Source organism: Flavobacterium sp. CF136 (assembly GCF_000282055.1).
In the GTDB taxonomy this organism is placed as follows: Bacteria; Bacteroidota; Bacteroidia; order Flavobacteriales; family Flavobacteriaceae; genus Flavobacterium.
In genome coordinates, this window is the sequence record NZ_AKJZ01000058.1 from 26,241 (window position 1) to 46,100 (window position 19,860).

Consider the following 19,860-nt stretch of genomic DNA (forward strand, 5'->3'; position numbering starts at 1 on the left):
TAATGGATGATTGTCTCATATTTTATGAGTTCACATAAATCACACTGTAACAATGTTATACAAAATAATATGTTCATCATAATTAATATAAAGCTGCTTGCGATAGTCTTGTTTTTTTCGGGTAATAATTGATATTTTACAATCAACACCATTATTATCTTTGCAGATAAAAGAATAAACAATATCAGTATCATTTTCTTCTCTTGCAATATAATCTATAATATTAAACAGTTGTATTTCCTGCGAGTATACTACAATTCTGTGTTTATCGGTATCCAGAACCACAGAAAGATTAACCAAATCAAGGTTTGACCATTCGCCCCATTTTCCTTTATCATTTTTTTCTAAAACACTAAACCCTGAAGTTTTAAAACGATAGGATTGACTATAGGATTGATGCAAACCAAATCCTAAAAAAAGAAACAATATATAGACACGAATAGTATTCATAAAGTATAATTAAGCTTTAAAACTCAAATTTAGTTTTTTCCTGGCTGGCAATTTCAAAATCGGATATCATTTCTTTAATAATTTGTTCAACCGGCAAAATTTCGTGGATTAATCCTGCAATTTGTCCAATTTCAAGTTCTCCTTCTTCCATGTCACCCTCAAACATTCCCTTTTTTGCCCTTGCTCTGCCTAAAAGTTGTGCCAAATCTTCTTTTGAAGGGCATTTTTCATATAGATCCTGAACATCCTGATAGAATTTATTTTTAATCAATCTGACTGGTGCTAATTCTTTTAAGGTTAATTGAGTATCACCTTCATTTAGACTAATAATTTTTTGTTTAAAATTATCATGGGACGATGATTCAACCGAAGCAGCAAAACGACTTCCGACCTGAACGCCATCAGCACCTAAAATCATGGCGGCCAGCATTCCTCTTCCTGTAGCAATTCCTCCTGCTGCAATTATTGGAATCCGAATTTTTTCTTTCACCATCGGAATCAATGTTAGCGTAGTTGTTTCATCACGTCCGTTATGACCTCCCGCTTCAAAACCTTCAGCCACAATTGCATCAACACCGGCTTCCTGCGCTTTTAAAGCAAAAACACTGCTGCTGACAACATGTACAACCGTAATCCCTTTTTCTTTTAAAAATGAAGTCCAGGTTTTAGGATTTCCTGCCGAAGTAAAAACGATCTTTACACCCTCATTAACTACAATATTCATTATTTCTTCGATGTCTGGATACAACATCGGAATATTAACCCCAAACGGTTTATTAGTTGCTATTTTACATTTTTGAATATGTTCTCTCAAAACTTCCGGGTACATGGAACCTGCACCAATAAGACCTAAACCTCCTGCATTACTTACGGCTGATGCCAGTTTATAACCGCTGTTCCAAATCATTCCGCCCTGAATGATTGGATATTTTATATTGAAAAGCTGTGTGATTTTATTCATTCAAAAATGCTGTTATTGTTTGATTATCTTTCCGGTTTTGTGTAAACCATCGGTGTCAAAAATATAAAAATAGAGTCCGCTTTTTAATGATTCTACTGAAAGATTTGGATTTTGACTTGTAATTTTTTTGTCAATTACTTTCTGTCCTAAAATTGAATAAATTGAAACTAAAGCATCATTTATTTCATTTGAAAATAAAAATGATATTGAGGTTTTGGCAGGATTCGGATACACTATAAAATCTTTATTCTCAAAAGTTGTAATTCCTAAAGTAGTACCAAAATTAGGAATTCCATAACCATAATTGTTATCAGGAGTTAAATATTTATCTGAGGATTGAATGACCATATCCCTGATTTCCTGATTTGTTTTTGTTGGAAAAGCCTGCCATAAACAAGCAATCATTCCAGCCATAATCGGACATGAAAATGAAGTTCCGTTAATAGTAACAATATTGCCCGAAGTATTCGAAACTACAGCCGCCGTACCTTGTGCCATAACATCAGGTTTTATTCTTCCATCATAACTTGGACCTATTGAACTAAAACTGGATCTTACTTTAGCTGCTGTAACTGCTCCAACAGTAATTACCGAAACGGCATCCGCAGGTCCGCCAATATGTTTTTCAGTTTGATTACCTTCATTTCCTGCAGAAGCAACGACGATTATTCCTTTACTAAAAGCAATTTCGGCACCACGCGAAATAAAATTAGTTATTCCATTCATATCGCTATATGTGTGGCTATAATTGGCATTATCATAACCAAAATAACCCAGTGAAGTGGTAATAATATCAACACCTAAACTATCTGCTTTTTCAGCTGCTTCTACCCAAAGTGATTCTTCAACCGGATTTTCTGACGCATCATTTTCGGTAATAAACAAATAATAGGACGCATCCGGAGCTGTTCCTATCAAAGCATTTTCTTTATAGCCCCCCATTGTTGAAAGTACCATCGTACCATGATCATCGCCTGCATAAAAGTTTGTGTTTCTGGAAACAAAATCATAACCTCCTAAAATTCGGTTATTATTTATTAGATTTTGAAAAGGCTGTGCGGTATTAACATTCGGAAAACCGGCATCTAAAACTGCAATTATTTTACCCGAACCTGTATAATTTTGTTGATGGAGAACTTGCCCGTTAAGCATCTGAATCTGATTTGCAGAAGTTCCGTAAGCATAGTCAATTGTAGTTTCGAGTTTATCATTCGTTTTTACAATTTGATTCTCACGAACCTTTTTTGAAGTTGTGTTTAATGCTTTATTTGCAAAAATTACCTTATCAACAAATGAAATTGATTTTAATGCTAAAATATTTACCTGAGTTCCTCGAATATGAAGTGCATTCAACCATTTAGATTGAGCCATAACAGTAATTCCGGTGCTCGATTTTATCTGGTCAATATAGATTGTTTCCAAAGGAGCATCGGAAAAACTTAAAGCAATATTTTGATTTGTTCTTCTGTCGAGAGCCCGCTGGGAAAGCATTAAAGAAGGTGAATCCAAATAGGTTTGTGCATTTGGTTTGGCATTAAAATACACCCAGGCATCTTCCTGCGAAAACATCGCAGTAGAAATTAATAAGAAAAAAAATAGGTAATTTATCTTCATAGCAGCTTATTTTTAAAAGCAAAAGCCTTTGTAAAAAAGTATAAAGCTATGAAATTACTCCCGAACCAACTAATTCATTTTCTAAATACCAGGCAGTAAACTGACCTTCGGTTATAGCTGATTGTGGTTCATCAAAACGAACGTACATTCCGTTTTTGAATTGGTATAAAATTGCTTTTTGTAATGGCTGGCGGTAACGAATTCTCGCCATTACCTCCATACTTTCTCCAACTTTCAAAGTCAAATCAGTTCGAATCCAGTGTACCTCGGATTTTTCTATAAATAATGCTTTTTTAAACAATCCCGGATGCTGGCTTGTTAATCCTGTATAAATCGTATTGGTTTCAACATTTGTGGCAATGATAAATAACGGATCTGTTGTTCCGCCTACATTCAGTCCTTTTCGCTGTCCGATTGTAAAATAATGAGCTCCCTGATGTTTCCCTACAACTTTTCCCATTGTTGGAAGATAATCAAGTTTTTGAGCTTCTAATTTCAATTCTTCTTCCAGAGAAAGACCTTGAGGTTTTTCAATAGTATAAATTGGATCGTTTTTATCAATCTGAACAATTTTGCCTTCTTTAGGCTGCAATTTTTGTTGCAAAAATTCCGGCAAACGTACTTTTCCAATAAAACATAATCCTTGAGAATCTTTCTTTTCGGCAGTTACCAAATCCATTTCGGCAGCAATTTCACGAACTTCGGGTTTGGTTAAAGCACCAATCGGAAACAATGATTTTGCTAATTGCTCTTGCGATAACTGGCATAAAAAGTACGATTGATCTTTATTAGTATCTGCTCCGGCAATTAATTGGTAAACAGTTTTACCATCAACTTCGATTTCACTTTTCTGACAATAATGACCTGTTGCGACATAATCGGCACCAAGACTTAAGGCAATCTTCATAAAAACATCAAATTTGATTTCACGGTTACAAAGTACATCAGGGTTTGGAGTTCTCCCTTTTTCGTATTCATTGAACATATAATCAACGATTTTTTCTTTGTATTCTTCACTCAAATCAACAGTTTGAAACGGTATTCCGAGTTTTTCAGCTACTAATAAAGCATCATTACTGTCTTCTAACCAAGGACATTCATTAGAAATAGTAACCGAATCATCATGCCAGTTTTTCATAAAAAGGCCAATAACTTCGTATCCTTGCTGCTGCAGCAAGTAAGCGGCAACACTCGAATCTACACCTCCGGAAAGTCCAACAACTACACGTTTCATTTTAACTCGTTTATATTTTTACAAGGGTGCAAAGGTAAACCAAATTCCAGATATTTATAATGCTTTTGATTAGTTTATATAATCCTGCGGTAGATAAAACTTATTGCTTTTTTTATTTACTTTTAATCTCCAATAAAAACATCATGTCAAAACAGATTTACAGTTTTATTTTCCTTATCCTTTTTACCGCTTTAAATGCACAAAGTTACAAGCCGAACTTACCTAACTATGAGGATTATAAAGCCTTTAAGGGAAAACCTTTATCCGACAAATTTTCTAATATCGAATCGGTAAAAGTTATTTATGATCTGAGAAGACAAAAAATGTATTATTTCAATAGCAGTCTGATCCGTTTGCATTATGATTTTGTCACTGATAATTTAGGATACAGTAAAGGTTTGGAAGTTTTTAATAATGACAATTACAGCAATACAGAAAAAGGGAGAGATTTTTTATTAGGAAATCTGAATCACATCAAAGGAACTGAGAAATGGATTTTCGAACTCGCTGCTTCAGATCATATGCCAATTTTATTAATAGAACGCTTTTACAACTTAATCGTACAATCTACTTTTATTGGCAAAGATTTAAAATTTTACCTGAACAATTCTGAAAAAATTGAATGGTTTCAAGAGAATAAATTTAAAATTCCATGTGTAAAATCTAATTATATTTTTAGTGAAATTACCTATCAGGAAGTCGTTTCCGGGCGCAATGTTGGAATTTTAAAACAATATAAGGTCAAGGATTTAGAAAACACAACTCCTGATCCTGATGAAATTATTATTTTGGATGGAACTCCTGATATTTTACCAAACGTAAGAGGAATTATTGTAAATGAACTGCAGACTCCGCTGAGTCATTTAGTGCTATTAGGAAAAAACAGAAAGATTCCGATTATGGCTTACACAACTGTTTTTAAGGATTCAAATATCAAAAAGTTAATTTCTAAAAAAGTAGAATTAAAAATTTCTGTGGACACATTCTACATCAAAGAATCCAATAAAAAAATAACCCAAAAAATAATTAAGAAAAAGAAAAAATTAATCGTTGATAACACCGTAACCCAATTGGTAGATTTATCTAAAATTCCAAAAAAAGGAGCCAATTCTATTGGATCAAAGGCACAAAATATGTCGTATTTGATCGCAATTTCAAAAGAAATTCCGTTTAAAACACCCGAAAATGCTCATGCGATTCCATTTCATTTTTACACCAATCACATTCAAAAAAAATCTATTTCGCCTTTAATACAGGAACTTTTAACTTATCCGCATAAAGATTCTGCACAGTGGATTAATAAACAATTAAAAAAAATACGTGATGCAATTAAAAAAGAGCCAATCAATACTGAGTTAATTGCAAAACTAAATCAGGCTTTTAAAAATGCGCCTTTCAAAAATTTCAGATTTCGATCTTCTACCAATGCCGAAGATATGGATGATTTTAATGGTGCCGGATTATATGATTCTAAAACAGGAATTATGGGTGATAGTATAAAAACTTTTGAAAAAGTTATTAAACAGGTTTGGGCAAGTGCATGGAATGAAAGTTCATATATGGAAAGAGAACTGTTTGGAATTGATCAGCAGAGTATTGCCATGGGAGTTTTAGTACATCGGTCTTTTCCTGATGAATTGGCTAATGGCGTAATAATCACAAAAAATATTTTCAGGGAAAATTTTTCAGGAATTACAGTAAATATCCAGAAAGGAGAAAACTCTGTTGTTAAACCTGCAAAAGGAGAAGTCTGCGAACAATTTGTTATATATCATTTTAATACGGGAACTGATACTGATGATTTTGATGTAGATTATACTTCTAACTCGAACCTGAATAATAACGAGCCATTACTGACCAGAAAAGAGATTGGTAATCTTTTCCTGGTTAGTAAAAAAATTGAAAGCAAAATGTATCGCTATTGGAGAAAAAACCTGTTCCATCCCGTAGATATTGAGTTCAAGATTGTTGGGGCAAACAGAGATTTATATATCAAACAAGTACGCCCTTTTAATGAATAATTTTTAGTATAAAACCAAAAGATCAATTTCACTTGAAACAGTATTAATATTAAGGATTTTAAAATCAAAATTCTCAATATTAATTTTTTCCTGAACAGATCTTCTGATATTTTGATTGTCTAAAGTAAAATCATTTTCTAAAACAATTTTCAAGCCGACAGTATTCAGGTATTTTGTTGCTTTTTTGTTTACTATTAACGAAGCAATGATATAGAAACCAATTATAATGATCTGAAAGAACAAGAGAACTTCTATTTTTTCATACGGATACATAATATCCAAAATAGAAAGCGTAATCGTAGCAAAGAGAAAGATAATTGCGTTTACGGTAAACGATTGTGTTCTAAATCTCAGAATAGAAAAAATGGCAAATAATCCGAAGCCAATTCCTACTCCAATTTCAATTTTTGTAAACAAATAACAGAGCGAAAAAGTACAAAGACCGACAATAACCATCAAGGGATTTATAGTTTCATTATCCTTTCTGTTCGAAAAAAAGTAAAGAATCAGAATTGAAAAAAACAATAATAAAAATCTCCCTGAAAGCTCGTTTAAATCCATTTATCTTAATTATTTAAGAAATCAAATTTAATCATTTTATCCGTTGCCTTTTTATTTATTTTGAGCAGATTATTATATAAATTACATCTCAATTTTTAAGTTAGTTACACCTTTAAATTGATGATAATTAAAGAAAAATTATTCCATTTTAGGTTTAGAATCGGCTTGGTAATTGCTTTTTGGATCACTCATATTCACTTCTTTTTTCAACACCCCTTTTGTGAAAAATTGCCACATTCCCACTTTCTTTCCATTTAAGAATTTTCCTTTAGAAGCAATAGTTCCGTCTGAATCATAAAAAACCGCATCCCCGTTATACTCATTATTTTTGTATGTTGACTGCTCTAACAGCGTTCCGTCTACTGCTGTTTTTTTATAGATTCCATCCTTAATACCATTTTTATACGTCATCTCTTCTGCAATTTTAGTATTTGGATAATATACAGTCCTAAGTCCCTCTAATTTTCCGTTTTTATAATTTTCGATTGTCATTACAGCAGTAGAAGCTTTGTGGTAATACTTCCATTCCCCTTCATAATTCTTTCCAATGACTTTGCCTTCGCTTACCTTGTTTTTCTTTTGGTCATAAAAAATCGTATAGGCACTTCCATCATTAGCACTAAAGTCACGTGTCGCTATAACATCTCCTTTTTTAGTATCATCAAAAAATTTGAAAATCCCGGTTTCTTTTCCATGATTAAATGTACCTTCATAACGAGGTCGTTTAGAAACTTCATAAGTACCTTTCCAAAGACCATCTTTTTTTCCTTTGGTATCTACTTTATTAGAATCCTGCGCAAAACCCATTGCACTTATTAAAAACAAAATCCAAAAATTCTTCATATTTTCTTTTTTCTATATAACAACAAATATTGCTTTTTAGTATTGCAAATGTATGACCATTTAAAGAGAAACATAATTTATTTTATCTGTAAAGTATTCATCAAACATGAACGACTAAAAATTACTTGTAAAACTATCCAATTTTAAGAAATCAAATTTAAAAAAATCTAAATTATCGGGGTAAACTTTCGAGTGATTTCAATCATTTTTTTAATAAAATAAAAACAAAAAAGGTTTTAATAAGTTATAATACATTTTACAATTTAAACTATATTCGCAGGAAAAAAAACTGCAAAAATTATTATTAAACCCCAACGATAAAATCTGCACATTAATGAAATTTTTAAACCTATTCCTGCTTACACTTTTTCTTGGTGTTACACAATTACATGCACAAGTTAAAGTTGAAGAAATTACCTATAAGACTAACAACCATTTTATTACGACTACTATTGGCTATCCTGTTATCGGAATTTATTTTTCGGCAGAAAAAAAGGAACCTACTATTGTATTAAACCCGGACGGAACAGGAATTTTTCAGCATGACGATTTAACTAAAAAAAACATAGCATGGGGAATTGAATGTTCAGAGGAAGGAATTCCAATTTTTAAAGCAGGTTTCAATAGTGCTTCGTATACATTCTGGTATAAAACAAATGATAATGAAGGTTGGGTTCATACCCAATTCTCTATCCATTTCAATAAGAAAAAAATGTATCTTATGGGAGAAAGAGTCAAAGAATATGACGATTAAAACACCGTTGGCAAATTAAAACTCATTATCATTTGAGAAAAATTTACTGCTAAAATGAAAACGTTTTCGTTGAATTTAAATACTAACTCAAAATTTCACCATTTTATTTTACAAAAATAAAAATTTTACCTATTTTTTATTTAATTTGCAGTAAAATTCAATATATCACATAAATGGTTTCAATCACACGCCTTTTTGATTTTCCTTATTATCAACAAGAAACTTACAATCTTCCGGTTGCCTTAGCGACCAAAAAAAATGGGGTTTGGGAAAAAACATCCAGTAATGAATATATTGCTAAAGCCAATGCAGTTTCAAGAGCATTGCTGCGTATGGGCGTTCAAAAAAATGACAAAATTGCCTTAATCACTTCTAATAACCGTACAGAGTGGAATATCATGGATATTGGTATTTTACAAATGGGAGTACAAAACGTTCCAATTTACCCAACGATTGCTGAAGAAGATTACGAATATATTTTAAATCACAGCGGTAGTATTTACTGTTTTGTCTCTGATGAAGAAGTGCTTCAAAAAGTAAATGCAATCAAAGCAAATGTACCGACTTTAAAAGAAGTTTATTCTTTTAATGAAATTGCAGGCTGCAAACATTGGTCAGAGTTATTGACTTTGGGTGCGGATGAAAGTAATCAGTCTGAAGTTGAAGCCATAAAAGACAGTATTGAAGAAGAAGATTTAGCTACTATTATTTATACTTCGGGAACTACCGGAAGACCAAAAGGTGTTATGCTTTCGCACAAAAACATTGTTTCGAATGTTTTGGACAGTGCACCAAGAATCCCTTTTGATGCCGGAAAAAGTACGGCCTTAAGTTTTCTTCCTATTTGCCATATTTTCGAAAGAATGATTTTGTACATCTATCAGTATTATGGCGTTTCTGTTTATTTTGGAGAATCTATTGATAAAATTAGTGATAACTTAAAAGAAGTTCGTCCAACAGTTATTACAGCAGTTCCAAGACTTCTGGAAAAAGTATACGATAAGATTTATGCAAAAGGGGCTGAACTGACAGGAATCAAGAAAAAATTATTTTTCTGGGCTATCGATTTAGGTTTAAGATATGAGCCTTACGGTGCCAATGGTGCCTGGTATGAATTTCAGTTAAAAATTGCCAGAAAATTGATTTTCAGCAAATGGAAAGAAGGTTTAGGAGGCAATCTGGATTTGATGGTTTCCGGAAGCGCCGCTTTACAGCCAAGGTTAGCCAGGGTTTTTGCTGCTGCTGAAATCCCGGTTATGGAAGGTTACGGTTTATCTGAAACTTCGCCGGTAATTGCTGTAAATGATCAGAGAAATAAAGGTTTCAAGATTGGAACTGTTGGAAAAGTGATTCGCAACGTTGAAGTTAAAATTGCTCAGGATGGAGAAATCCTTTGCAAAGGACCAAACGTAATGTTAGGTTACTTTAAAGATCCCGAAAAAACAGCCGAAGCTTTGCAGGATGGTTATTTCCACACAGGAGATATCGGGGAAATTGACAGCGAAGGTTTCCTAAAAATTACCGATCGTAAAAAAGAAATGTTCAAGACTTCCGGTGGAAAATACATTGCACCTCAGCTTATTGAAAATGCCATGAAACAATCTCGTTTTATTGAGCAGATCATGGTTATTGGTGAAGGTGAAAAAATGCCGTCAGCTTTTATTCAGCCTAATTTTGAATTTGTAAAAGAGTGGGCAAAAATTCATAAAATAACACTGGGCAGTACAAATGAAGAAATAATTGCTAATAAGGAAGTCATTAAACGTATTGACGAAGAAATTGAAGGTATAAATGAAAAGTTTGGTCATTGGGAAAAAATCAAACGTTTTGAACTTACCCCGGATGTTTGGTCAATCAATGGCGGACAGCTTACTCCTACTTTAAAATTAAAACGTAAAATCATTAAAGAAATCTACAAAGATCTTTATGCTAAAATCTACGGTCAAAATTAATAAATCAGAATAATATATACCAACGGAAAACGGCTGTCTTATGTGACAGCCGTTTTCTTAATTATGCAAACACCAATTTAAAATTTTGGCAATATTTTTTGCATCATCAATTCCGCGGTGATGTGTTCCTTCCAGCGGAATATCCAATAAATGCAAAGCACCATTCATTCCGGTTGATTTTAATAGACCAAATTTCTCGGCAAAAGTTACTTTTACATTAATATGCTCATCTCCCATTGGATACGGAATTCCAAACGACTTACTTTGTTTTTTAAGCATATTAAGATCGTACTGACCGTAACTTGCCCAAGTGTATAAATCAGGCTGATATTCATCAACCAGTTGTTCAATAGCTTCTTCAAAACTTACGCCATTTTCGTCTAATAAATCTTGTGTAATAGTCGTTAATTCTGTACAAAACGGACTAATACTCGAACGCTGCGGTTTTATTAATATCCCTTGGTTCTTCGTAATTTCGCCTGTTTCGACGTCCAAAACAGCTAAACCAATTTCAATAATCTCATTTTCCTGTCCCTTGGGAACCATACCTTGCCAACATGTGGCTTCTAAATCGATAATAATAATTTTATCTGTAGTTTTCATTTTTTTATTTTTTAAATATTTTATAATTCTCTTTCTCAAAGAGTTTTTTACTTCACGAAGATTTCCTTCAATTGACCAATGACGTTTCCGCCTCCTGAAATTGTAATTTCACCAATTTTATCGGCAATTTTTTCTACGTATTCCATCTCTTTCAATTTCCACAACATTTCGTTTTCTTCCATCAGCTTGGCTGTGTTCAATAAACTTCTGGTTGCAGCGGTTTCTTCTCTTCTCATGATGCTGTTGGCCTGTGCTTTTTTCTCGGCAACCAAAACCTGATTCATGATTTCTTTCATATCACCCGGCAAGATAACGTCTCTAATTCCGGCATCAGAAACAATCAATCCCAACTCGTTGATTTTGGTTTTTACTTCAGCTAAAATCGCTTCGGCAATCGTGTCTTTTTTAGACAATAGTTCATCCAAAGTCAATCCACCCACAAAAGCTCTTAAAGCCAATTGCATCGCAACATACAATTGTTTCTCAAAGTCTTTGTTATCTACTAAAGCTTTCATAATATCAACAACCTGGTATCTCACAAAGAAATTGATTCTCAATCCTGCTTTATCTTTCGTTAACAATTCCTGACCTGAAATTTCTACTTGCTGTTGTCTTGCATCAACCGTTTTGACTTCGATCGTAATGGCGTTATTCCAAAAGTAATGTGTTCCGGCTTTTAACTCTTTCACAAAAGTTCCGTTTACAAACAACAATGCTTTGTCGTTGCTGGAAACAATGTATTTTCTTGTAAATAATCTCAATTGTGGATTCTCTAATAAATTCACTGAAATTTTTTCTGTGATTTCAATTTTAGAAATATCTGCTTTTATGAATTCATTATTTACAATTCCTTTCCAAAATGTATATCTGCCTGCAGCTAAAACACGTTTAAAGTTTCCGTTTTCGAATTGCAAAACAATTTCATTATCGCCAACGGCAACAATATCCAACATAGAAGCCAGCACTTCATTCTGCAACAAAATATTTAATTCAAATGGTGCCTGAAATGATGCATTCATATCATAAATCATTACATTTTTGTTTCCAAAAATCCACTGCAATCCTTCTTCCAATACGGTAACTAACTTCTTGTTTTCGAATACCAAACCTACTTGGTAAGCCTCAATTTTAATTCTCTTAATCATAATTTTTTTGTTTCAGGTTTTCTTCTTTGTTGAGGTTTCAAGTTATGAAACCGATAAAAACCTATATTCTTTATTCTATTCTCTTAAATCTATTTTCTTGTTTTCTATTTCTAAAGTCCAAACGTTACACTTCTAAGATTTGACTTATAACTTTCTTTATAAAAAACCTCCTTGTCTTTCTCCTCTGAGAAAAACGGACGAATAGTATGTGGTTTGCTTACACAATTTGTTTTCTAGTTTTATTTTGAAAAAGTGATTCTAAATTCTAAAAAAATCACCAAAACAATCAAACCGAAAAGAAAAAAGAGTATTTCAAAATACATTTCTATTTGCACTGGTTTTATCATGAGTGTGAAATTTTGGATCCCCAAATCCTGGTTTCACTGACAAAGACAAATCAGTTTTTTCATGAGCATCTTTAAAGAGTGATGCGCTCTGAAATACAGATTTTCAGTCTGTTGACTTACCGTTCGTCCAACCAACCCTTTAGGATTGGTGCAGGATTCGAACCTGCAAATTTTCTATTGCTCTAACCAGACTGAGCTATCACATTGCTGCGAATGGGAATCGAACCCATGACCCATAGAGTGGTGCGATAGTTTTTTGGAAAACTTTCAAAACCTCCAAATCAAGCTGCATAGAAAAACATAATTCGCTTTCGCGGAAAGTTCCCTACAATGGTGCTATACAGAAACACGCAACCGGACTTGTTTGATATTTTAAATTCAAAGTTTCCTTTGATGTATTTTATTTTTAAAGAACTCTTTTTTATTTCCTGAACAAATATTCAAATTACACTACGCAATGATTCCGCGCAGCGCAATGATTTAATTTACCCATTCAATTACAGTCGACAAATAAGCTTGTCTAATCTCATCAAATCGTGTTATATTAGGAATATGATTTACTTCTAATAAATATTTCGTTCCATCTTTTGCAACGATGTAGTCATTTCCAATCATATCCATATTTAAAGCATTTTTAATATGCAAAGTATCAGCAAGTAATTCAGAATCGACATCCATAAAACCAGCATCATCAGGATGAATAGATTTTAACCATGAATCACCTTCTAATTTAATTTGCCAATAGACATCACCAATCATCATGATACGAACTGCTTCACCTTCAAAATAAGGTTCAATTGTCGCTGTAAATTCACTTTCCCATTCTCCGATAAAACGATGTTTGTTTTCACCGCAATGCCAATTCCCCCATTTTGCAACACTATCTTCGTTAACGTTAACAGAAGAACCTCCACTTATAAATCCACGAGGAGCACTGAATCTTGAAAGAGACAAAGCTTTTACCAAACACGGAATTTTAAATCTGCAATCGAGCATAGCTGCAGCGTTAGGATAACAAGCACCTCGCCAGATTGCTAAACCTGAAATAAAATCAAAATCATTGTCATATATCCCGTAGTAAACTACTTTATCTACTGGTAGCATTCCAATTCCATTAGCTTTTTCCATATAAAGAACTTCATCTTTAACAACAATTTTTGGAATAGATTGATGCCAGATAATATGTCCAGAATAATTTGCTTTTATAATGTCATATTCTTCCTGTTCAATACCAACTAGTGCTATTCTATTGTAATCTTGTTTCATAATCATTGTTTTTAAATTAGACTTCATTTATGGAATCGATTCAATCGGAACTAACTCCTTGTTTGTACAGGAAGAGAGACTCGAACTCTCAAAATACTGATCCTAAGTCAGCCGCGTCTGCCAATTCCGCCATTCCTGCATTTAATTCATCCTCAGGATTAAACCTGAAATTTGTGGAAATAGTAGGATTCGAACCTACTCAGTCAAAAGACAACGGTTTTTAGCTCTTCATTTTATTGTTTTTTTGGTTTCGCTGAATGAAAAAATTCCATTTCAGACCGCCCTAACTCTCCAAGCTTTAGCGTATTTCCATTTTGTCTGGGAAGCAGGGTTCGAACCTGCGACCTCCCGCGTCCAAGGCGGGTAAACAACCACCGTTATCTTCCCAGTTTTGGGTGTTTTCGGGAATCGAACCCTGTTCTTCGGATTCACAGCCCGAGGTTTTACCAAATAAACTAAAAACACCATTTGCGGCTCATACGGGAGTCGAACCCGTTTCTCCCGAGAGACAGTCGGGAAGGTTAGCCAGTAACCCCAATGAGCCAGTTCCTTCTAGAGAACACTTGCAATCCCAGAAGGATTCGAACCTTCAACCTTCAGTTTAGAAAACTGACGCTCTATCCAATTGAGCTATAGAATTTTATTTTTGGGCATAAAAAAAGCACCCGATTAAAAGGTGCTTTCTAAATTCAATACGATATCACTATCCTATTGCCTGTATTGATGCACCTGTATTGTTAAACGTCCAAGATCAAAACCCGGGTTTAGCAGTTGTGTGTTGTATATGTGGTTATGTAAAGCCATTTTATCTATTATATTATATTTTGAAATTATTGTTGTTTGAATTTCTGTTTTCAGATTTTCTTCGGCAAAGATAAAGTCGAAAAAATCAATTATCCAAATCATTTTTAAAATTATTTTATTGATTATCAAATAGTTATACTTAAAATTAAAACAAAGAAAACCCTGTCCGCATACTGGTGCAGATCTATTTTTGTATCAAATGACTGTCTCTCATCAGATTACTTTTCAAGGTTATATTTCAATATTAGGTTTAGTCATTAAACATTTGATCAATTATTTTTAGTTAAAGGTTATTTTTCTATCATTTTATGTCACACTGAGCGAAGTCGAAGTGCCTTAAAACAAAAAAAGCGTCCTGATATCGGGACGCTTTTCTATATTTATGTTGAATTTGAAACTACAATTTACACTTCAATTCTATAAAACACATATCACATCCATAATCATTAGCCGGAAGATATCCTGCTAAACGATCACTATTTTGTCTTACTGATAGGTTGATATGTATGTTTTTTGTTTTCATTTCGGGAACAAATGTAATTGTTTTATGCAAATATTTTATCAATTTGGCTTAAAATTGTAGGATCTTGTATTTCCTTTGCAAATAATATTTTTTAATTTCTGTATTAATTTACTTTTGCTACACTAATTTTTTCCAACGTCACTTTAGCATCTCCAACTCCGGTCTTTTTTATAATAATTTCGAAATCATTAGCTGAATTCGATAAATCATCCGAAATATAATAAGAGAAATTAAGTTTTATTCCATCTTCTCCTACTGCATGATTTTCTTCCATTCCGTGATCATGAGCAACTCCAAAGAAAGTCATCACTCCAACATATTGATCTTCTTTTCCGGGATAATGAAGATAAACCGTATAATAGTCTTGTGGCTCTTTATAAACTACTACATCTAAATTTAGTATTATTTTAGAATTTGCTTCGGCTTTAAAAACTTTATTTGTGCTCTTTGCTAATTTACTGGTTACTTTATGAGTAAAAGCTGTTTCTCCAAGCGTTTTTCCCACCTTTTGTTCCCAAATAATTTTCTCTTTTTCCTGAAATGGGATTCCACTTTTTAGTTTCGATTCATTAGAGGCCACTAAAACCGGAGATTTAGGTTCATAAAGCAAATTATCATATTTATAATCTAAATTGAAAACTATATTATACACTTCCTCCATCGTATAAGTAACATGGTCTCCATTTGGAGCTATAAACTCATATGGCCAGGGATTAGCTTTCAACTGCTCTAATGTAGGACGTTGGCCATAAGCTGAAACATCCCAGGATTCCCAAATACGATCAACCATACTGTGATGTAGCCAAAAAATAGGGTCAAATCCTGCAGAAGGAACATTTGCCATTAATCCGGACATATTTGTCTGATATATTTGGTTATAATAGGTTTCTTTTGGACTTGCGTAACCTCCACCTATAAGATTGTGCATATAACCATGAGGTGAGCCTTCCAGTTTTTTACTAAATCCATAGTCTCCTGCAAATGAAGGATTTGTTTTTAATTCATTAAGGGCTAATTGAATTGCCTGAACCTGATCTGCAAGAATTGGTTTTCCATCATTAAGAATACTATATCTGGCTGCTTCATACAAAGAACCTGTTTTATTTCTTGTTTGCTCTGCCATAATATTATCAGTAACCTCTACACTTCCATAATTCCAATAGGGTAAAGCAAAATCTTTCTTTCCTGATAATTCCCTAACAATTTTTTCTAAATACCATGTATACAATCTATGCCATAGCAGAAAATTCAAAGAAGCATTTTGTGTACCATTGTGTGTACAATCACTCCAGGCCCATAACTTATCATTAATTGTTTGATATTGTGGACAAAGTACATTTTTCCCATTAATTACTTTTGGAATATTATGTATTGCTCCCTGATAATACCACGCAAGACCTTTCTCACAGCCCATTTCCCGCATTTTTTTGAAGGCTGTATTCATTGCCTCAAGATCAGCCTGCGCTTCGGGCGTATTAGCATTCCGACGAATATACTTCGTCACAGTTTTATCCTGACCATAGAATAATCCTGAAATCAAAATAATAAAGAATAAAATAGTAATTTTTTTCATTTTGTTTGTTTTTGAGTGAATATTGAATTATTTATTTCCATTAAAGCACTTCGACTTCAAAGGTTAAAATTTTAGCATAATCCGGATTTGCTTTGTCATAGATTTTAAATTTCACAATTCCGTTACCAGATTTGTTAACAGGGATTACATGAATGGCAATAAATCCCTGTTGGTCTGCATTTAGTTTATTAAAAGCTGAACCTTTTGGAATTCCTATCTGGCAGGCTCCATGCTGACACATAGAACAATCCCATTCTTTAGGAAATGTATTCGATACTGTTTCCCAAACAAGATATATGGGTTTATTAGAGATATTTTCGACTTTAATTTTAGAAATATCCAGCCGTTTATTTTTTAATAACTTTTCTTTATTTATTGGATTACCAACTACAGAAAAAGTAGGTTTATTTTGTGCAAATGAGCAGGAAAAAGAAAAAAGAATGATGAGATAAAAGAATATTTTTTTCATGATTGTTTGTTTAAATTTTAATAAAAAACCGGAATATTAGCCTTGTAACATATCTTTTTTGAAATTGAATCTATAAAATGATAACTAACCTGTTCTTTCTCCCCTACATTTTCTAAAAAAACGAGTAATTCAAGACATTCGCCCGGATGAAGCTGTACTTTATATCCTTTAGACAATACTATTATATTAGTATCGTTTCCAGAGATTAACTCAAGTTTTATATTAGATGGAAACAGTATTTCATGAAGGTATAATCCCGAATTAACCAAACGAAGAAGCACAGTTTCTTTTTTGTGCTCCAACAATTGTAAACCCTTATTTTTTATAGCTATTTCACCATTAATCAGGAAATAACCAGGTTTATATTCAGGAAGGATTACCGGTCTGTTTGAAACATCATATTCTGTTCCCATAATGTCGTCCTTATGCCATTTGGTGTCTATTTCATAACTACACCATAGTATTTCATTCAAAGATTTAACAGCTAAAGAATTATTTTCTTTTGGGCGTATAATAATTACTCCAAACATACCTGCCTGAAGATTGAAAGGATAATTTTCCGGACTATAATAAAGATAGGTTCCTGCTTTTTTAGCCAGAAAAGAATAAAACCCATGTTCCATATGATGAACCGGCTCTTTTTTCTTCATTACTTCGTTTTCTTTGTTTCGTTGCCCGAATTCAATTTCCTTACAAAACAAAGAGACAGGATTTCCCTGAGAAATATTCCAAAAATCGATACTCACACTATCCCCTTCCTTCACATCTATATCCGATCCCGGTAAAGTAACTTGTCCGGAAAGCGAGTCTGTAAAGCCAAAAGTTCTTATCTCTATATTTTTTTTGACTGCTAACTTCCCTGTTGTTCTGCCAATAATTAATCTTTCGTTTTGAGAAAACAAAAATGTACTAACGAATAAAAAAGAAAACACCAGTATCATTTTATCCCTTTTTTTCATTTTCTAAATTCAAATTAATATTCATTATCAATTGTTTGATAGTAAAATTCAAATTTAGAGCTATTTAGAATTTAAAAGATGCGTACAAATACCCGTTTTGTAGTAAAAACCCCAAATTAATCTCAAATTAACCTACTATGAATTTATGAGAATGAAAATGACGGTTTATTGAAATTAATTTTCTTCTTATAAAACAAAATCGCCTTATTGGGCGATTTTGTTGTCTTTCTATTGCTATAATTCTTTCCGAATTTGAATTTGCATTTTCTTCATCTGGTTTTTAGGTAAAATCGAAGTTTGATATTGATTTTCAATTGAAATAATTAAATTATCTGTCATTTCGGGTCAAATCATTGTATTCTTTATTTCCTGCTTTTATGTTTTGTTTTACTTAATTTTCTTCGATTCTTTTATCCGAACTTATTGTCTTTACTTTGGATAAATTCAAAACCTACAAAATCTTTATTCGGATTAATTTTTAATTGAGTAAGCCTTTTTTCATTTTAAGAATCGATTATTTAGATATTATTTGAATTCCTATCGTAACCTTTCCTGATCTAAGTGCTACATCACTACCAAAAGAATTTAAGGTAGCTGCCACTCTAAATTGACTTAAAAAAGTTAGTCCTAAAATTAATTTACCTTGAAAGAAAGGTTGCTTTTTTACTAATTGTAAATTATCATATACCGATTGTGAGGCCACAATGATATTGAAATCTGTTTGAAGAAATGCATTGAACTTCTTGTCATCAGAATTTAATCCTATATAGAGATTAGCTCCCAATGAAGAATTAAAAGTGCTCGTATCTATTGCATCATTAAGTCCTTTTACTCCAAAAGCGGTTCTATTGTTGACATAGGCGTAAAATGTTGCATATTCATTAGTCTTGAAATATACAGGCAAAACATTTTGAATATAAAAGTTTCCACCTCCGTTTAGTAATGCTTCCAATTGTTTGCTTTCGGTTTGTTCTTCTTTTTCTGTTGAATCTATGGGTGCTTCTGCATTGGATTGTAAAAAAGTCCCAAAACTAATTCGTAAAGAGCCGAAAGTGTCTGCTATCACATCCGATTGAATTACGCCTCCTGAATCATTATAGTTAAGAGCAAAAGAATTTAAAAAACTAGTTTTATTATCTTCGATATCATAAAATTGTTTATAAAAAACATTTCCATATTTGTTTTTTGTGGATGGAAACCAATTATACATTACATTTTTTGTTTTTAATTCATATTCTAAACTTTTGATTTGTTTTTTAAGGCCTTCAATTACCATAATCTCTTTACTCACTTCTTCAATATTATTCATTGTACCTATCTCTATTTTCTTTTCATTAATCAAATTTTCTATATCTTTAATTTTATTCTTGTAAAGAGAATCGTAAATAGATTGGTAGTCATTTTTAGTTTTCGAAATGTTTGAGTTAACCAACTTCTGCAATTGATTAAAATCAGCAATTTTCTTCGCATTTTCTATAATTGTAATACTATCTGTTTTTGATTTATCAATTAATTTAGTTTTTTTAATAGTACTTTCTATTAACACCATCCCATTTAAACGTTTCTTTCTTTCCTTAATAGAGTCTTTTAATTCACTATTTTTATTATTTAAATTTTCAATTTCATTAGTGATTATCTTGGCTAGATTGTTATAACTTTCATTACTAGTATTCTCTTTTTTTATAGTAAAATTTCTTTCAGCCAAAGTCGGGATTTGCGCTTGCATTCTAACCGTAAATAAACCAATTAGAATAAATAGAATTTTTGTTTTCATAATGTTG

Annotated in this window: 17 protein-coding genes and 5 tRNA genes; 3 read left to right on the top strand and 19 right to left on the bottom strand. The window is 32.6% G+C overall.

From position 1 onward, the window contains the following. Positions 1–39 precede the first annotated feature (39 nt). The 4 genes from PMI10_RS16540 to mnmA are packed head-to-tail and all read right to left on the bottom strand — an operon-like array spanning position 40 to position 4,259. Positions 40–450, bottom strand: coding sequence for a hypothetical protein (locus tag PMI10_RS16540; protein ID WP_007810126.1), 411 nt, complete (start codon positions 448–450; stop codon positions 40–42). 16 nt (positions 451–466) lie between these two features. After that, positions 467–1,411 carry an NAD(P)H-dependent flavin oxidoreductase gene (locus PMI10_RS16545; RefSeq protein WP_007810128.1) on the bottom strand — a complete coding sequence of 315 codons (945 nt, stop codon included), beginning with the start codon at positions 1,409–1,411 and terminating at the stop codon, positions 467–469. Positions 1,412–1,423: 12 nt separating this feature from the next. Next, the gene (locus PMI10_RS16550) at positions 1,424–3,025 is read right to left on the bottom strand and encodes a S8 family serine peptidase (protein ID WP_007810130.1); all 1,602 of its coding nucleotides are present in this window, start codon (positions 3,023–3,025) and stop codon (positions 1,424–1,426) included. Positions 3,026–3,071: 46 nt separating this feature from the next. Further along, positions 3,072–4,259, bottom strand: coding sequence for a tRNA 2-thiouridine(34) synthase MnmA (mnmA, locus tag PMI10_RS16555; protein WP_007810132.1), 1,188 nt, complete (start codon positions 4,257–4,259; stop codon positions 3,072–3,074). Positions 4,260–4,402: 143 nt separating this feature from the next. Here mnmA and PMI10_RS16560 point away from each other — a divergent pair, with 143 nt between their 5' ends. Beyond that, positions 4,403–6,280: a PEP/pyruvate-binding domain-containing protein gene (locus PMI10_RS16560; protein ID WP_007810134.1), complete on the top strand. Its 1,878-nt coding sequence runs from the start codon at positions 4,403–4,405 to the stop codon at positions 6,278–6,280. 3 nt (positions 6,281–6,283) lie between these two features. Here the strand turns inward: PMI10_RS16560 and PMI10_RS16565 are convergent, their stop codons facing one another. Together PMI10_RS16565 and PMI10_RS16570 are read right to left on the bottom strand one after the other, a co-directional pair. Next, entirely contained in the window at positions 6,284–6,841 is a 558-nt protein-coding gene (locus tag PMI10_RS16565) for a DUF4956 domain-containing protein (RefSeq protein WP_007810136.1), read from the bottom strand. Between the two features lie 138 nt (positions 6,842–6,979). After that, positions 6,980–7,684, bottom strand: coding sequence for a toxin-antitoxin system YwqK family antitoxin (locus PMI10_RS16570; RefSeq protein ID WP_007810138.1), 705 nt, complete (start codon positions 7,682–7,684; stop codon positions 6,980–6,982). A gap of 334 nt (positions 7,685–8,018) precedes the next feature. Between PMI10_RS16570 and PMI10_RS16575 the strand changes: the two genes are divergently transcribed. Further along, positions 8,019–8,438 carry a hypothetical protein gene (locus tag PMI10_RS16575; protein WP_007810140.1) on the top strand — a complete coding sequence of 140 codons (420 nt, stop codon included), beginning with the start codon at positions 8,019–8,021 and terminating at the stop codon, positions 8,436–8,438. Positions 8,439–8,611: 173 nt separating this feature from the next. Next, positions 8,612–10,390 carry an AMP-dependent synthetase/ligase gene (locus tag PMI10_RS16580; RefSeq protein ID WP_007810142.1) on the top strand — a complete coding sequence of 593 codons (1,779 nt, stop codon included), beginning with the start codon at positions 8,612–8,614 and terminating at the stop codon, positions 10,388–10,390. A 57-nt stretch (positions 10,391–10,447) separates the two neighbouring features. Here PMI10_RS16580 and PMI10_RS16585 read toward each other — a convergent pair whose 3' ends face one another. From PMI10_RS16585 to PMI10_RS16640, 13 genes are all read right to left on the bottom strand, one after another. Then, a complete protein-coding gene (locus PMI10_RS16585; RefSeq protein WP_007810144.1) occupies positions 10,448–10,993 on the bottom strand; it encodes a 3'-5' exonuclease in 546 nt (181 codons plus the stop codon). 47 nt (positions 10,994–11,040) lie between these two features. After that, positions 11,041–12,138: a slipin family protein gene (locus PMI10_RS16590; RefSeq protein ID WP_007810146.1), complete on the bottom strand. Its 1,098-nt coding sequence runs from the start codon at positions 12,136–12,138 to the stop codon at positions 11,041–11,043. 827 nt (positions 12,139–12,965) lie between these two features. Continuing rightward, positions 12,966–13,751 carry a hypothetical protein gene (locus PMI10_RS16595; protein ID WP_007810149.1) on the bottom strand — a complete coding sequence of 262 codons (786 nt, stop codon included), beginning with the start codon at positions 13,749–13,751 and terminating at the stop codon, positions 12,966–12,968. Between the two features lie 65 nt (positions 13,752–13,816). Beyond that, positions 13,817–13,890, bottom strand: a tRNA-Leu gene (locus tag PMI10_RS16600). Positions 13,891–14,068: 178 nt separating this feature from the next. Then, positions 14,069–14,140: transfer RNA gene (locus PMI10_RS16605), tRNA-Pro, on the bottom strand. A 5-nt stretch (positions 14,141–14,145) separates the two neighbouring features. Beyond that, positions 14,146–14,216: transfer RNA gene (locus tag PMI10_RS16610), tRNA-His, on the bottom strand. Between the two features lie 6 nt (positions 14,217–14,222). Continuing rightward, positions 14,223–14,295 (bottom strand) — tRNA-Asp (locus tag PMI10_RS22120). A gap of 22 nt (positions 14,296–14,317) precedes the next feature. Then, a tRNA-Arg gene (locus PMI10_RS16615) sits at positions 14,318–14,391 on the bottom strand. 68 nt (positions 14,392–14,459) lie between these two features. Further along, positions 14,460–14,657 (bottom strand): hypothetical protein, encoded by a 198-nt coding sequence (locus PMI10_RS16620; RefSeq protein WP_007810155.1) that lies wholly within the window; start codon positions 14,655–14,657, stop codon positions 14,460–14,462. Between the two features lie 524 nt (positions 14,658–15,181). Continuing rightward, entirely contained in the window at positions 15,182–16,651 is a 1,470-nt protein-coding gene (locus PMI10_RS16625; RefSeq protein ID WP_007810156.1) for a tyrosinase family protein, read from the bottom strand. Between the two features lie 40 nt (positions 16,652–16,691). Beyond that, positions 16,692–17,120, bottom strand: a complete 429-nt coding sequence (locus PMI10_RS16630) for a hypothetical protein (RefSeq protein ID WP_007810158.1) — start codon at positions 17,118–17,120, stop codon at positions 16,692–16,694. 17 nt (positions 17,121–17,137) lie between these two features. Continuing rightward, positions 17,138–18,079 carry a multicopper oxidase domain-containing protein gene (locus PMI10_RS16635; protein ID WP_238539478.1) on the bottom strand — a complete coding sequence of 314 codons (942 nt, stop codon included), beginning with the start codon at positions 18,077–18,079 and terminating at the stop codon, positions 17,138–17,140. Between the two features lie 514 nt (positions 18,080–18,593). Then, a complete protein-coding gene (locus PMI10_RS16640) occupies positions 18,594–19,853 on the bottom strand; it encodes a hypothetical protein (protein ID WP_007810162.1) in 1,260 nt (419 codons plus the stop codon). Positions 19,854–19,860: the final 7 nt, after the last annotated feature.

Coding starts and splice junctions, on each gene's coding strand:
- PMI10_RS16540 (WP_007810126.1), bottom strand. CDS start 450: ATGAATACTATTCGTGTCTATATATTGTTTCTTTTTTTAGGATTTGGT.
- PMI10_RS16545 (WP_007810128.1), bottom strand. CDS start 1,411: ATGAATAAAATCACACAGCTTTTCAATATAAAATATCCAATCATTCAG.
- PMI10_RS16550 (WP_007810130.1), bottom strand. CDS start 3,025: ATGAAGATAAATTACCTATTTTTTTTCTTATTAATTTCTACTGCGATG.
- mnmA (WP_007810132.1), bottom strand. CDS start 4,259: ATGAAACGTGTAGTTGTTGGACTTTCCGGAGGTGTAGATTCGAGTGTT.
- PMI10_RS16560 (WP_007810134.1), top strand. CDS start 4,403: ATGTCAAAACAGATTTACAGTTTTATTTTCCTTATCCTTTTTACCGCT.
- PMI10_RS16565 (WP_007810136.1), bottom strand. CDS start 6,841: ATGGATTTAAACGAGCTTTCAGGGAGATTTTTATTATTGTTTTTTTCA.
- PMI10_RS16570 (WP_007810138.1), bottom strand. CDS start 7,684: ATGAAGAATTTTTGGATTTTGTTTTTAATAAGTGCAATGGGTTTTGCG.
- PMI10_RS16575 (WP_007810140.1), top strand. CDS start 8,019: ATGAAATTTTTAAACCTATTCCTGCTTACACTTTTTCTTGGTGTTACA.
- PMI10_RS16580 (WP_007810142.1), top strand. CDS start 8,612: ATGGTTTCAATCACACGCCTTTTTGATTTTCCTTATTATCAACAAGAA.
- PMI10_RS16585 (WP_007810144.1), bottom strand. CDS start 10,993: ATGAAAACTACAGATAAAATTATTATTATCGATTTAGAAGCCACATGT.
- PMI10_RS16590 (WP_007810146.1), bottom strand. CDS start 12,138: ATGATTAAGAGAATTAAAATTGAGGCTTACCAAGTAGGTTTGGTATTC.
- PMI10_RS16595 (WP_007810149.1), bottom strand. CDS start 13,751: ATGAAACAAGATTACAATAGAATAGCACTAGTTGGTATTGAACAGGAA.
- PMI10_RS16620 (WP_007810155.1), bottom strand. CDS start 14,657: ATGATTTGGATAATTGATTTTTTCGACTTTATCTTTGCCGAAGAAAAT.
- PMI10_RS16625 (WP_007810156.1), bottom strand. CDS start 16,651: ATGAAAAAAATTACTATTTTATTCTTTATTATTTTGATTTCAGGATTA.
- PMI10_RS16630 (WP_007810158.1), bottom strand. CDS start 17,120: ATGAAAAAAATATTCTTTTATCTCATCATTCTTTTTTCTTTTTCCTGC.
- PMI10_RS16635 (WP_238539478.1), bottom strand. CDS start 18,079: ATGAAAAAAAGGGATAAAATGATACTGGTGTTTTCTTTTTTATTCGTT.
- PMI10_RS16640 (WP_007810162.1), bottom strand. CDS start 19,853: ATGAAAACAAAAATTCTATTTATTCTAATTGGTTTATTTACGGTTAGA.